At 61.3% G+C, this 14931-nt stretch carries 9 protein-coding genes; 4 read left to right on the top strand and 5 right to left on the bottom strand.

Annotation, left to right across the window (positions count from 1 at the left end):
- Window positions 1-357: 357 nt before the first annotated feature.
- Complete coding sequence (locus tag HMPREF9463_RS07840) at window positions 358-3654, top strand: 4-alpha-glucanotransferase (RefSeq protein ID WP_035138257.1); 3297 nt, start codon at window positions 358-360, stop codon at window positions 3652-3654.
- A gap of 89 nt (window positions 3655-3743) precedes the next feature.
- On the top strand, window positions 3744-3980 hold the full coding sequence (locus HMPREF9463_RS07835) for an FmdB family zinc ribbon protein (protein ID WP_035138256.1): 237 nt from the start codon (window positions 3744-3746) through the stop codon (window positions 3978-3980).
- Between the two features lie 161 nt (window positions 3981-4141).
- Here the strand turns inward: HMPREF9463_RS07835 and HMPREF9463_RS07830 are convergent, their stop codons facing one another.
- The 5 genes from HMPREF9463_RS07830 to gltX all read right to left on the bottom strand — a co-directional run bounded on the left by HMPREF9463_RS07830 (window position 4142) and on the right by gltX (window position 11354).
- Entirely contained in the window at window positions 4142-5542 is a 1401-nt protein-coding gene (locus HMPREF9463_RS07830) for an RsmB/NOP family class I SAM-dependent RNA methyltransferase (protein ID WP_035138255.1), read from the bottom strand.
- Window positions 5539-6459 (bottom strand): methionyl-tRNA formyltransferase, encoded by a 921-nt coding sequence (fmt, locus tag HMPREF9463_RS07825; protein WP_035138253.1) that lies wholly within the window; start codon window positions 6457-6459, stop codon window positions 5539-5541. The genes HMPREF9463_RS07830 and fmt overlap by 4 nt, the downstream gene beginning before the upstream one ends.
- A gap of 321 nt (window positions 6460-6780) precedes the next feature.
- Complete coding sequence (def, locus tag HMPREF9463_RS07820; RefSeq protein ID WP_035138252.1) at window positions 6781-7317, bottom strand: peptide deformylase; 537 nt, start codon at window positions 7315-7317, stop codon at window positions 6781-6783.
- An 18-nt stretch (window positions 7318-7335) separates the two neighbouring features.
- Entirely contained in the window at window positions 7336-9789 is a 2454-nt protein-coding gene (priA, locus tag HMPREF9463_RS07815; RefSeq protein ID WP_035138251.1) for a replication restart helicase PriA, read from the bottom strand.
- A gap of 89 nt (window positions 9790-9878) precedes the next feature.
- The gene (gltX, locus tag HMPREF9463_RS07810) at window positions 9879-11354 is read right to left on the bottom strand and encodes a glutamate--tRNA ligase (protein WP_035138247.1); all 1476 of its coding nucleotides are present in this window, start codon (window positions 11352-11354) and stop codon (window positions 9879-9881) included.
- Between the two features lie 318 nt (window positions 11355-11672).
- Here gltX and metK point away from each other — a divergent pair, with 318 nt between their 5' ends.
- The gene (gene metK, locus HMPREF9463_RS07805) at window positions 11673-12953 is read left to right on the top strand and encodes a methionine adenosyltransferase (protein WP_035138245.1); all 1281 of its coding nucleotides are present in this window, start codon (window positions 11673-11675) and stop codon (window positions 12951-12953) included.
- A gap of 311 nt (window positions 12954-13264) precedes the next feature.
- The gene (gene sdaAA / locus HMPREF9463_RS07800) at window positions 13265-14872 is read left to right on the top strand and encodes an L-serine ammonia-lyase, iron-sulfur-dependent, subunit alpha (RefSeq protein ID WP_035138243.1); all 1608 of its coding nucleotides are present in this window, start codon (window positions 13265-13267) and stop codon (window positions 14870-14872) included.
- The last annotated feature ends 59 nt before the right edge of the window (window positions 14873-14931 follow it).

The following is a 14931-nucleotide window of genomic DNA, read 5'->3' as shown; positions in this document are numbered from 1 at the left end:
CTCTAGTAAAAAGAAGCCCGGTTTACTACAACAAAATGGCTCCGGCTGACCACGGCGAGTAATCTACGAAATTGGCAACGCCTCTACCTGCGGTTTTAATATCATCAAAATGACCGTGGTTGAGATCATCCAATTCATCGTAGTAAACCGAAGTACTTTTGGTTGGCTACAAATAGTATCGGTATAGACGTTTTTAAATATCGCGATAATTTGGGTGGTAAAACGATTTTCTAGGACAACCGTTCGCCGATGGTAAACGGATGTTGTTTATACAGCCTGTGTACAACAGATATACTTACATCCTGTGCGTAAAGCCCATGGCCAGCTGGCCATGATTCTATTGAACTGGACCGTACTATGAGATTGATACACAACAGTCGTCTGCCGCAGTTTCGCACTCCGTTTGGCGCTGTGACCACAGGAACTACCCTTTCGCTCTCCGTGATTCTAGAGGATGCCGATCCCGCGCAGGCAACGCTTACGCTGCGCACCTGGGTCGATGAGATCGGTGAGTCTCTGTATCCCATGACGCACGAAGGTGACGGCATATTTAGCGTAGAGCTTGAGTGCACCGAGCCCTGTCTTATCTGGTACAGCTTTATCTGCAATATCGAAGGCCAGCCCGAGGTCCGCTTGGGCGCACCGCAGGGACGCACCGGCGGCGAGGGTGTAACCTACGACTACGCCGAGGTGCCGTCATTCCAGGTCACCGTCTACAAGCACCGCGAAGTTCGACCCGAGTGGTACGAGCGCGGAATGGTCTACCAGATCTTCCCCGATCGCTATGCCCGCGACGAGCACTGGCGCGAGCGCACGCTGGCCGAGGTCGAAAAACCGCGCAACGGAATCCAGCGCCGGATGGTCGAGGACTGGAACGAGCCGCCCGTTTACGAGCGCGCCGAGGACGGCTCCATCAAGACCTGGGACTTCTACGGCGGATCGCTCAAGGGTATCCAGGAAGACCTGCCTCGCATCGCCGAGCTGGGCTTTACAGCCATCTACCTCAACCCCATTTTTGAAGCCGCGAGCAACCACCGCTACGACACAGCCGATTACACCAAGATCGATCCGATTCTGGGCACTGAGCAGGACTTTACTGAGCTGTGCGAGGCAGCCGAGAAGCTGGGCATTTCCATCATCCTGGACGGCGTCTTCAACCATACGGGCGACGACTCGATCTACTTTAACCGCTACGGCAACTATCCCGGCGTCGGTGCATGGCAGAGCGAGGACTCGCCGTGGCGCGATGCGTTTTATTTCCACGAGGACGGCTCGTACGACTGTTGGTGGGGCGTGGGCAATATGCCCGCCATCAATGAGAGCTCCGAGTTGGTACGCGAGCGGCTCCTGGGCAAGGACGGCGTTATTCGTAAATGGCTGCGCGCCGGCGCTCACGGCTGGCGCCTGGATGTGGCCGACGAGCTTTCCGACGACTTCCTGGCCGAGATCAAAAAAGCCGTGCTCGCCGAGAAGCCCGACGCGCTGCTGCTCGGCGAGGTCTGGGAAGACGCCTCCAACAAGATCAGCTATGGTCATTTGCGCCGCTACCTGCAGGGCTCTGAGCTCGACTCCGCCATGGACTACCCCTTCCGCGACATGGTCATCGGCTTTTTGATGGGCTACAAGAACGCCTACCAGGCAGCCGAGGATATCGAAACCCTGCGTGAGAACTATCCACGCGAAGCCCTGTCCTGCGCGCTCAATCTGCTGTCGAGCCACGACCGCCCGCGCATTATCTCGGTGCTCGGCGGTGGCCCCGACGAGTCGCAGCTGCCCGAGAGTGAGCGCAGCAAATGGCGCCTGGACGAGAACTCCATGGGCCTGGCCAAGAGCCGCTTTTGGCTGGCGACGCTCATGCAGATGACGTTCCCGGGCGTTCCCTCAATCTATTACGGTGACGAGTACGGCTTGGAGGGACTCACCGATCCGGGTAATCGCCGCACCATGCCGACCAAGGAAGACCTGCACGACTTCGATACGTTCGCGATCGTCAAGAACGCATCTGCTGTGCGCCGCGCGCTGCCGTTTATGATCGACGGTGAAATCAAGGCCTTCGCGCTCAATGACGAGGTGCTGGCCTACAACCGTACCGGTAAAGACGGCGAGTCCGCGACCGTCATCATCAACCGCAGCCTGCGCAATTCACATCGCGTGACGATTCCGGCGCTCGGCGAATGCGCGAGCGATGTGATTAGCGGTCACGAGTGCGAGATCCACAACGGTACGGTCACGCTCGACCTGTACCCACTGGGTTCGTCGATCATCTATCACCACGCCGAGCAGCGCCTGCAGGAGCCGCTCGATCACGGTGCGGGTGTTGTGTGCCATATCACATCGGTGCCGACCGACGACGGCAAACCCGGTACGATCGGTGCGCCCACGCGTCGCTTTATCGACCATCTGGCCGCCATGGGCATGCGCTACTGGCAGGTTCTTCCCGTCAACCCCACGGACTTCTTCCGCTCCCCTTACGCCGGTCCTTCGGCCTTTGCAGGCAATATCGACCTCCTACCCGAGAGCCACGAGGAGCTGGCAGCCGACTTTGAGACCTGGAAGGCCCGCGGCGGCGAGGATGCTGACCCGCTGTACACCGCGTTTAAGCATCGCAATGCCGATTGGCTCGAGAAATACTGCGTCTATATGGCCGTCAAAAAGTACTTTGAGGGCGAGTCGCGCCACGATTGGCCGGCAGATGTCGCGCGCTACAACGAGCATCTGATCGACGACAAGCGCTTCCACAACGAGGCCGAGCTTCAGGCGTACATGCAGTACCGCTTTGACTTGGCTTGGTGCGAGCTCATGAACTATGCGCACAAGAAGGGCATCGAGGTTATCGGCGATATTCCTATGTACGTGTCCGACGATTCGGCAGACGCGTGGAGCGAACCTGAGAACTTCTGGCTGTCCGATACCGGCAAGGCAATCGAGATTTCCGGCGCGCCGCCCGACAACTTTGCGCCCGAGGGCCAGGTGTGGGGCAACCCGACGTTCCGCTGGGACCACATGAAGCAGAACGGCTATAGCTGGTGGATGGATCGCCTGCGTCGTGCGTTTTCGCTCTACGACCGCGTGCGCCTGGATCACTTCCTGGGATTCCACAGTTACTTTAGTATCCCCGCAGGCAAGGCTTGCGCCGAAGGTCGCTGGTTGGCGGGACCGGGCAAGGACCTGTTCCAGACCGCTTATGACGAGCTGGGTCCGCTCAACTTTATCGCTGAGGACTTGGGCTATCTGACGCCCGGTGTTCGCGCCATGGCATCGACCTGCGGTTTCCCCGGCATGGACGTGCTGGAGTTTAGCGACTACGACGTTCGTTGCGGTGTGCATCCCACGCCCGGCAAGATTCTGTACACCTCGACGCACGACACGTCGACGCTCGCCGGCTGGTGTACGCGTTCTTTTGCGGGCGGCGATGAACCGAGCGGTGTTGAGGTGGCGGCCAAGCTGATGAGCGACGCGCTAGCAAGCGACGCTCCCCTGGTGATGATGCCGCTGCAGGACGTGCTGGGGCTGGGCGACGACGCACGCATGAACGTGCCGGGCGTGGCCACGGGCAACTGGACCTGGCAGGCTGACGAGGCGGACATTGCAGCCGCCGAGGGCAAAACCGCGCGGCTCCTGCGCAACAACCATAGATTCTGGGGCGAAGCGTGATAAAACCCCCGATATAGGGTACAGTTACAGACGTTTGAATTTTTGCGGGCAGAGTAATCTGCCCGCTTTGTGCTGAAAAGGAAGTATTTATGGCGCGCTACGATTACAAGTGCTCGAGCTGCGGCAACGTGTTTGAGGTTGAGCATCCCATGTCCGAGACCCCCGAGGTCGTGTGCCCCAGCTGCGGTGCCCCGGCGGCCAAGACGTTCTCAGCCAGCGGCATAAAATTTGAGGGCAGCGGTTTCTACAACACCGATCAACGAAGCGGCGGCTCCAGTACCAACGCCACCAGTGGCTGCTGCGCCAACTACCCGCATAGCCGCTAGAAACAACGCGGCCCCGCGATCAACGCCGATCGCGGGGCTATTTCTTTGCTCTATGGGTAGCTAATCAAGCTACCCAGGTTTCCTTGTGAGTTGCGGTGAAATAAGGACTGTTTGGCGGACAGAAGCGGCTTTTCAATCCCTATTTCACCGCAACTTAGTCGTTACTTGTGGACCAGTCTGGCGCAGAAGTGGCCGTCGTAGGAGTCGGCGTTTACAGGGACGCTTTGGAAGAGGCCTCGATCGTTCTGGCGTACGGATACGAGCTTCTTGGCCTGATCGAACTCGGGGAGTTGCAGAATCTGTGCTTTGGAAAGCGGCGCCACGCTAAAGCCGGAACCCTCGGGAGAAGCAAGGAACGCGTCCACCACCTGTGTGTTCTCCTCGTCGAAGACCGAGCACGTCGCATAGATGAGCTCGCCGCCGGTAGCCACGCGCGCGGCAGCTTCCTTGAGCATTGTCAGCTGCAGTTTGGGCAGCTCAACCGTCACGTCCTTTTCGGTCAGTCGCCAAGGGATCTCGGGATGACGGCGCATGGTGCCGGTGCCCGAGCACGGCGCATCGATAAAAACCGTGTCGAACTTAACCGGCTCGCCAAGCATGGCATCAAACGATGTGAGCACCTCATCAAGCTCGCAGGCATCACCCGAAACCGTACGAACGCCCTGAATACCCGCCTTGTGAAGGCGCGCGAGATTCAGGTCGCACTTACGGTCATGAAGATCAAGCGCCGTATGCTGACGCTCATAGCCCGCACGCTTGGCCTGGCACATCATCACATAGGTCTTGGTGCCACGACCGGCACCAATCTCAAGGCAGCTTCCGGGGCGCGTGGCTGCCGTGGCAATGAGCTGGGCGTTAAGGTCCGAGGCCACCGCGGCAGCACGCTCAAACACACCCGAAGCAACGGTAACCTGGGCATCAACCGGGGCATGGCAGCCCGGGAAGACAGGCGCAACGAGCTGCGAGATATACGGGTCGGCCTTGGTCGCAAAGGCGTTCTCATGCAGGGCCAGCGGGGCGGGGGCCAGATTGCCAGCAAAGTTAAGCGCACCCTCAGGCGTGTCGAACGATGCCATAATACGAGCGCACAGCCAACGCGGCAGACCCATCAGGCGCGACAGACGTACCAAGCGTCGCTCAGACTCATCCACATCGGATGCAGTAGCAAAGTCCTCAACATTGTCCGCAACCTTATGCAGTACAGCATTGGCCAAGCCAGCGGCGGACTTAGCTCCGCTGCGCACCAGCTCAACACCCTGACTTACGGCAACGCGGCCTGGGGTATGAAGGTAGAGCATCTCGAAGGCCGAGATACGAAGCGCCATGCGAACACGCGGCGCAACCTTTTTAGGCTTATCGAGAAACTGATCGAGAAGCTCGTCCAAAATACCCTGCGTGGCGGCGACACCCAGCGCCAAGCGAGCGGCAAACGCGGAATCGCGTTGATCAATGGCCTTGGCAGAAGCACGGGAAGACAACACGTCGCGTGCATACATACCGCGGCGATCGGCCTCCATCAATACATCGAGCGCAAGCTTGCGCGCGGGTGACAGCTTGCTCATGACAAAACACCCCACGAAAGATCGGCGCCCTGCAGGCCAGCAGCCCAGGCAGAAGCAGACATAGCACGCTTGCCATCGGGCTTAACCTCGAGCAATTCAACCGAGCCATCGGAAAGACCAAGGTAAACACGCTTGTTCTTAACGTCAACGGCGCCCTCGCCAAGCGACACATCGGCCAGCGCAGCATCGAGCACACGCACGCTCTTGCCGGCAATCACGCAACGAGCAGGCGCGGTATCGGACGAGGCCAGCACATGACGCACGCAATTGAGCGCCCCCATCTGCGGATCAAGACGCATCTCCTGCTTAGAAATCTTGGCGGCATGGGTAACAAGCGACTCATCCTGCTCAGTCCACACGGCGGTGCCATCGGAAAGCGAAGGAAGCGTATCGGCAAGCAATTTACCGCCAAGCTCAGCAAGCTCCATGGTCAGCGCCTCAGCATGCTTAACGGCAACCGACGTGGAAGCCTGAGCACAATAAGCGCCAGTATCCACGCCATGCCCGATGCGCATGATAGAAACGCCAGCAACCTCGTCACCAGCGAGAATCGCACGCTGAATAGGAGCAGCCCCACGCCAACGAGGCAGCAAGGACGCATGAACATTCACAATGCCGAGCGGCGCCATATGCAGCACCTCATCGGGCAAAATGCACCCATAAGCAGCCACGCAGAATATTTCAGCCCGGGCAGCCTGAAGTGCCTCAACAACCTCGGCCGTCATACGATTAGCTTCAACAACCGGCAACCCCAACTCAAGCGCCTTAGCCTTAACAGGAGAAGGCTCAAGTTTCTTACCACGCCCACGAACAGCATCAGGGCGAGTAATAACAAGCGCAATCTCATTCCCAGCCTCAACAAGCGAAACCAGCGAAGGCACAGCAAAATCAGGCGTACCCATAAACACAATACGCATAAAAGTTAGTCTCCTCTCAATAACGAGCCGAGACGGCTACAAAATAGCGTTCCAGGTCGCAAGCGCGCCCTGCCGCAAGAACAGTTCAACAAGAACAAATATACCCAAAACCAAAGAAAGAGCCGCATAAAAGCAGCCCTCCCAACAAAGCACCTATCAGCGAAGACGCCCTTCCCTGGCCCGACGGCACCCGGGCGAGTCAAGCAGCGTCAACGTAGTCCCCGGGGCGCCCGCCTATATCGTCTCGCGCGCAGTTTCGCAGCGCAGCGAGAATGTTTGAGCACGGGATGATATAGGCGGGCGCCCCGGGGACGGACAAACCTACTCCGTCTCGCCCGGTCGAGCGCCGCGGGCTAGGGCGTCCTGGTACTCCTTGACTGCTTTGATCCTCTGCATGGGCTTCAGTCGCTCAAACATGGTGTTGCCGTGCAAGTGATCGATCTCGTGCTGCAGGCACACGCAGAACAGATCGCCCGAGGCCTCATAGCGAATCAGGTTGGCATCCAAGTCGTACGCCTCGACGACGACATGGTCGGGACGCTCGATCTCGCAGCTAATGCCGGGGATGGACAGGCAGCCCTCGCTAAAGGGCACCAGATGGTCGCTCTGCTCAACAATGACGGGATTAATAAGCACGTACGGATCATAGTCATTCTTGTCGCTGTAGTCGCAGTCGATGGTGACGAGCTGAATAAGCTCGCCAATCTGCGGGGCAGCCAGGCCGCAGCCGCCGTTCTCGAACATCATCTTCTTCATCTTCTCGGCAAGCGCCTCGATCGCCGGGGTGATCTCCTCGATGACGGCGCACTCCTGGCGCAGACGAGGGTCGGGCGACAGTACGATTCCGTTGGCTTCCATGGCCATCCTTTCGGGTTGTTACATCAAATCATAGGCGTCGACGTCAACGCTCACGCTCACGCCACGCACGGAGCCCACCTCTTTGAGGCAGGCGTCGATATCATCAGAGACATGGTACCCCACGGGCGACTTCACAAGCAGATGGAAGCGGTAACGGTCCTTGGCTCTCTCGATTACACACGAAGCCGGGCCCAGCACCTGCGGCACCGCGCTGCCCGCCCGCAAAAAGTCGGGCGCGGCGGCATGCCAGCGGCGCTTGAGGAGCTTTGCGATGCGTCCGATGTAATTCTGCGCGTCGTCTCGGTTCGCCGACCACACCAAGATGTTGACCAGGCGAACAAACGGCGGGTACAGCGCGTCGAGGCGCTGATCCAGGTCGTAGTCGGTAAAGATCGAACGGTCATGCTCAGCGACGGCGCGAATGACCGGGTCCTCGGGCAGGTAGGTCTGGATGATGACCTCGCCGGGGCGATCACCACGACCGGCACGGCCGGCGACTTGCTCCAGCAGATCGTAGGCGCGCTCCCCTGCGCGAAAGTCGGGCAGCTTGAGGGCGAAGTCGGCATTGACCACGCCCACAAGCGTGACCTCGGGAAAGTCGAGGCCCTTTGCGATCATTTGGGTGCCCAGCAACACGGCGCAATCGGCGGCATCGAACTGCTCAAGCAGCTTTTTGTGCGCGTCCTTTCCGCGCGTGGAATCGGCATCCATGCGAATAATGGCGACATCCTCGGGAAGCATCTGATGCAGTGCGTCCTCGATCTGCTGAGTGCCCAGACCCATTTTTGCCAGGTAGCGACTGCCACATTTGGGGCAACGGCTCGTGGGCGCGGGATACGGCTGCACGCGCCAAGACGAACCGCAGGTGTGACATTGCAGCGTGTGCGTCCGCTCGTGATATGTAAGCGCGGTGGAGCAGTGGTTGCAGGTGGGGACGCAGCCGCACTCGCGGCACATCAGGAACGGCGCAAAGCCACGGCGGTTGTGCAACAGCACGGCCTTTTCACGGCGCTCGACCACACGCTCCAGGCCTTCCATCAGCGGTTTTGAGAACATGGAGCGACTGCCGTGAGAAAACTCACGGCGCAGATCGGCAATGCGAACCGTAGGCAGCACGGCGTGTCCCGGGCGCTCGGGCATCTCGACGCGCGTCCAGGTGACACCGTTATACGTGCCACGGCGGCAGCGATCGAGGGCCTCGGCCGAGGGCGTGGCGGAGCCCAACACGAGCGGGCAGCGGTAGCGGCGCGCCATCTCGGCCGCCACCTCGCGCGCATGGTAGCGCGGACTGGAACCCTGCTTGTAACTGGTCTCGTGCTCCTCGTCGATGATGATGAGGCCAAGGTCGCTGAGCGGGCAAAAGAGCGCCGAACGGGCTCCCACGACCACACGCGCGGCCCCGCTGGCAACCATATCCCATTGGTCCAGACGCTCGCCAGCAGAAAGACGCGAGTGAAAGACCGCAACCGTCTCGCCAAAACGCGAGCGAAAACGGCCGACGGTCTGGGCCGTCAGCGAGATCTCGGGCACGAGCACACAGGCAGAGCGGCCTGCCGCGAGCACGCGCTCGATAGCGGAAAGGTAGACCTCGGTTTTGCCGGAGCCTGTAACACCATCCACGAGCACCACGTCGCCGTGCGCATCCAGTCGGGCGCGCTCAATCTGCGCGAGCGCCTGCTGCTGGCCGTTCGTAAGTGCGACCGGCGCTTTGCCGCTCGCGGAGGACAGCGAAGTCTGCTCGCTGCAACCGCGCCAGGCACGGCGCTCCTCCACCACCACGACGCCGCGTTTTTCGAGCGCCTTGATGGTCGCCGACATGCTGTTGTAGAGCAGGTTGAGATCGCGCGTCGTGACCGGTCCGCACTGGAGCGCCTCGATGAGCTGGCGCTGGCGCACGGCGGTCTTGGGCGGCGTATAGTCGAAGCCCTCGGGCGCGAGCATGACCCAGCGGTTTTGAATAGGCTTGACGGCGGGGCGCTCAACCGACCATGCGCCGTCATCGCCCTTGACCACGCGCGGGCTGCCGCCTGGAGGCAAGAAAAGGCGCAGGCACTCAGAAAGCGTCGCGACGTACTCGCGGCTCATCCAGCGCGCGATACGGGCAGCCTCGGCGGTAAAGAGCGGTTTGCTGAGGATGGCTTCGACGGGCTTGATGCGCGCAGGATCGAGGGCCCTGTTGCCTTGCAGGTCGCCCAGCTCGGGCGCAATATCGACAATGTAGCCTGCGGCGGCACGGTTGCCAAAGTGGACCAGAACCGTCGATCCGACCTGGGCCTCGTCGGCAAGGGACTCGGGAATGCCGTAAGCAAACGGTTCAGACAGCGCACGGGTGGGGATGTCGAGAACCACGCTCGTGTAGGCGGTAATGGGCTCAGGTGAAGGCTCGGGCTTGGCCGGGGCAGCACCGGATGCCGGCGCCGCCGGAGTCTCCTCCGGATCCAGCGAACCAAACAGCGAAAGTTGCTCGGCCATGGCCCCAGCACCTCCTATCCCATTCGTCTACAGAAACAAGAGCCCCGCTCGAGGTGAACGGGGCTCGGATACATACGTTTGCGCAGCGATTACAGCGCCATCGTGCGGGCGCGGTCGATGCGCGCCAGGCAGTCGTCGCGGCCGACGAGCGCCATGGTCTCACCCAGCGGAGGGCTCACCATGTTGCCGCAAACGGCGACGCGCACGGCCTGGAACACCACGCGCTTCTTGAGGTCCATCTGCTCGGGCAGCGGCTCAAGCGCGGCGTCGATGTTCGCGGCGGTCCACTCGGTAACACCCTCGAGCGCGGCCTTGGCGGCGTCCAGAATGGCACCCATGCCCTCCTTGGCCAGGCCCTTGTTGACGGATTTCTCGTCATACTCGAGCGTCTCGGCCGTGGCAAAGATGGGAGCGGCGACGGTCACGGCGTCGGACGGCATCTTGGTGCGCGGCTTAACGATGGCGGCAAGCGCGTCGATCCAGTCCTTACCGTACTCGACATTACCCTCGATGAGGCCTGCCTCGTGCAACTCGGGGACCATGATCTCGTCGGCAAACTGCGCGTCGGACATGCCGTTGATGTACTCGGCATTGACCCAGTCGAGCTTCTTGGGGTCGAAGGTCGCGGGGTTCTTGGAAATGCGGTCGAGCGAGAACTTGCTAGCCAGGACGTCGCGCGGGATGATCGTGGTCTCGCCGTCGAGCGACCAGCCGAGCAGCGCCAGGTAGTTGACGAAGGCATCGGACAGGTAACCGGCGTCGCGGTACTCCTCCACCGAGGTGGCGCCGTGGCGCTTGGAGAGCTTCTTGCCGTCGGCGCCCAGAATCATGGAGATGTGGGCGAACGTGGGCACAGGCGCGCCGAGGGCCTCATAGACCATGACCTGGCGCGGGGTGTTGGACAGGTGATCGTCGCCGCGGATGACGTGGGTGATCTTCATCATGGCGTCATCGACGACGGTCGCGAAGTTGTACGTGGGCGTGCCATCAGAGCGGAAGATGACAAAGTCGTCGAGCTCCTTAGCGTCGAAGGTTACCTCGCCGTGGACGGCGTCGTGGATGACGACGTCGCCGCGGTCCTCGGGCACCTTGATGCGCAGGACGTAGGACTCGCCGGCCTCGATGCGGCGGCGGGCCTCCTCGGGATCAAGATCGCGGCAACGGCGCTGATAGCCCTGAAAGGGATCCTTGCGCTCCTGCGCGGCCTTGCGGTCGGCGTCAAGCTGCTCCTTGGTGCAGAAGCAGGGATAGGCCTTGCCCTCATCCCAAAGCTTCTGGGCGGCCTGCTTGTACAGGTCCAGGCGCTCGGTCTGGGCGTAGGGGCCAAAGTCGCCGCCCACCTCGGGACCCTCGTCCCAGTCCAGGCCCAGCCAACGCATGGCGCGCAGGATGATCTGCGTGTTCTCGTCGGTGGAGCGGGTGGGGTCGGTGTCGTCGATGCGCAGGATGAACGTGCCGCCGTTAGCACGGGCAAAAGCCCAGTTATAGATAGCGGTGCGGGCGCCGCCGATGTGCAGCTTGCCCGTCGGTGAGGGTGCAAAGCGGACGCGAACGTCTGATGCCATGGAAATCTCCTCGATTGCAGGATGGATGTCTAACCGCACCAGTATAAAGCATCAAAGCAACCTCCGCACAAAGGGCACTGACCTACTCATTGGGGACAGACTTAAATGACCAGTCTTTGGGCAACCTGTCGGCATTTAGGTAAGACTGTTCGTTTAAGCCTGTCCCCAATGAGTACCCGGCCGGCCATTTAAGCCTGTCCCCAATGAGTAGGTGCGGAAAGGGTGTGAATGTTTGATTTACGCGCTATGATGTGCCCTTGCATAGAGAGCCCGGCGGAATGGTAACGGTCGCCGGGACACGTTTTTGAAAGGACAATCATGTCAGAAGAACTTCGTTCCATCCCGCCCCAACACGGGTCCTTTGTTTTTACGTCGGAGTCGGTGACCGAAGGTCATCCCGATAAGATCGCTGACCAGATCAGCGACGCCGTCCTCGACGCAATCCTCGCCAAAGAAATAGAGCTACAGGAGCAGGGCTACATCGCCCCCAACGGCGTGCCTGCCAACGTGGAGAACGTCCGCTGCGCCTGCGAGACCCTCGTGACCACCGGCACCGTCATTGTAGCCGGCGAGATTCGCACCCAGGCCTACGTCGACGTGCAGGAAATCGCCCGCGGCGTCATCCGCCGCATTGGCTACAACCGTGCCAAGTTCGGTTTTGACTGCGACACCTGCGGCGTCATGAGCCTCATCCACGAGCAGTCGCCCGATATCGCCCAGGGCGTCGACGAGTCCTTCGAGACCCAGACCGGCGCTACCACCGACCCGATCGACCTGATCGGTGCCGGCGACCAGGGCATGATGTTCGGTTATGCCTCCAACGAGACCAAGACCCTCATGCCCATGCCGCACTACCTGGCGAGTCGCCTAGCCGAGCGCCTGGCCGCCGTGCGTCACGACGGCACCCTCGCCTATCTGCGTCCCGACGGCAAGACCCAGGTCACCGTGCGCTACGAGGAAGGCAAGCCCGTCGAGGTCACGACCATCGTCATCTCCACGCAGCACGCTGCCGAGATCGAGGACATGGGCAAGATCAAGGCCGACCTCATCGAGCACGTCATCACCCCGGTCATGGCCGCCGAGAACATGCCGTGGGACAACGCCGACATCTACGTGAACCCCACCGGTCGCTTTGTCGTGGGCGGCCCCATGGGCGACACGGGCCTCACCGGCCGCAAGATCATCGTCGACACCTACGGCGGCTACGGCCGTCACGGCGGCGGTGCCTTTAGCGGCAAGGACTGCACCAAGGTCGACCGCTCCGCCGCGTATGCCGCGCGCTGGGTCGCCAAGAACGTGGTCGCCGCCGGTCTGGCCGACCGCTGCGAAGTCGAGCTTGCCTACGCCATCGGCGTTTCCAAGCCCCTCTCAATCATGGTCGACACCTTCGGTACCGCACATGTTGCTGAGCATAAGATCGTTGAAGCCGTAGAGAAGACCTTCGACCTGCGCCCGGGCGCAATCATCCGCGACCTGGACCTGCGCCGCCCCATCTACGAAAAGACGGCAGCCTACGGTCACTTCGGCCGAGAAGACGCCGACTTCACCTGGGAGAAAACCGACCGAGTCGAAGAACTCAAAGCAGCCTGCGGCCTGTAAGCACGCGGCTAAAGCTACAGCCAAATAGAAACGCACCAAAAAGAGGTACCGAAACAACCGGTACCTCTTTTTTATTAATCCAGTGGTGAAGATGCTTCGAAATGATCCTACGCTGCGCCACCAGCTAATGAATTTTGCAGCACGGGCACTTCTACCATGTATCCTTAGTCCCGAGGGCGGGGCATAAGGTCGATCGCGAGTTCCGCACGAGCCGGAGAGCACTTAATGTGCTCTCCGTGCGAGCAGGACTGTCCGAGCAGGCGACCTTATGCCCCGCCCTCGGGACGATGGGACAAAACAAAGGAGCACCCATGGCAGGCAAGCCGCAAACACTAGCTACGACCTCGGCATTCGAGATCTTGGGCCCCGTCATGGTCGGCCCCAGCTCATCGCACACCGCCGGCGCCCTGCGGTGCGCCCAAGTTGCTGCCAGCCTGCTGGAAGGCCGCATCACCAAAGTCACCTTTGGCCTGTGGAACTCCTTCGCCCACACCTACCGCGGCCACGGCACCGATCGTGCGCTCGTCGCGGGCATCCTAGGCCTCGACACCGATGACGAGAATATCAAGCAGGCCTTCGACCTCGCTCGCGAGCAGGGCCTCGAATATCACTTTGACATCAAGGGCGACGACGCCTCCATCCACCCCAATACCGTCGACATTGACATGGTAGACGACACGGGCGCCACGGCACAGGTTCGCGGCGAGAGCCTGGGCGGCGGCAAGATGCGCATCAGCCGCATTAACGGCGTCGGCGTCGACATCTCGGGCATGTACTCCACGCTCTTCGTGGCGCACAAGGACGTCCCCGGTGTACTCGCCGCGCTCACCAACCTGCTCGCCTACGCACACGTGAACATCGCCTTCTGCCGCACCTACCGCACCGAAGTAGGCGGCCAGGCCTACTCCGTCTTTGAGACCGACGGCGCGCCCGACGACACCGTCGTCCCCATGCTGCGCAAGCTCGACAATGTCGATTACGCAACGTTTATCGAACTCCCCGGTTCTGCCTCGTCGCTCTCCCCCGGCGTCTCGGCCAAGGAAATCTTCGACGACGGCGAGCAGTTGCTCGATGCGTGTGAGGAACTGGGGCTCAGCATCGGCGCCGTCATGGCCGTTCGCGAGGCGCGTCTGACCGGCGAGGCCCACGCCGTCGCTGCCATGCGCCGCGTGCTCGACGTCATGCGCGAGGAGACCACGGCCCCCATCGCCAATCCGCAGCGTTCGCTCGGCGGGCTTATCGGCGGCGAGGCCAAGCTTGTCGAAGCCACCGGCCGCAACGATTTGAGCGCAAGCCTGATGGGCCCCGTTCAGACCGATGCCGTGGCCCGCGCGATGGCCGTGCTCGAACGCTCCGCCACCATGGGCGTGATCGTCGCCGCCCCCACGGCAGGCTCAGCGGGTGTTGTGCCCGGCTGCGTGCTGGCGCTCGCCGATCGCCTGCAGCTCGACGACGAGCAGGTCATGGACGCGCTCTACTGCGCAGCCGCCATCGGCCTCAACCTCACCACGAGCGCCTGCGTCGCCGGCGCCGAGGGCGGATGCCAGGCCGAGGTGGGAAGCGCCGCCGCCATGGCAGCCGCCGCGCTGGTGCAGATGCTCGGCGGCACGCCCGAGCAGGCGCTCGACGCCAGTTCCATCGCGCTGAGTAACCTGCTGGGCCTCGTTTGTGACCCCGTCGGTGGCCTCGTGGAGGTGCCCTGCCAAAACCGCAACGCCATCGGCGTAGCAGCGGCCTTTAACTCGGCACAACTCGCCCTCGCAGGCATTAAGAGCTTGGTGCCGTTTGACCAGATGGCACATGTAATGCTCTCGGTGGGCCACGCGTTGCCAGCCACGCTGCGCGAGACGGCAAAGGGCGGCATCGCGCAGGCTCCGGCCGCACTTTCGGCCTGTGCAAAATGCGGTGTGTGCGGATAGCGACTAAGAACGACTCAAAGGTGGGACATTTGTCCCAGCTCTTTCGAATGCCACCGTTT

The organism is Collinsella sp. 4_8_47FAA, from assembly GCF_000763055.1.
In the GTDB taxonomy this organism is placed as follows: domain Bacteria; phylum Actinomycetota; class Coriobacteriia; order Coriobacteriales; family Coriobacteriaceae; genus Collinsella.
Note: the sequence above shows the minus strand (reverse complement) of the source record. Positions and strands in the feature narration are given on the sequence as shown.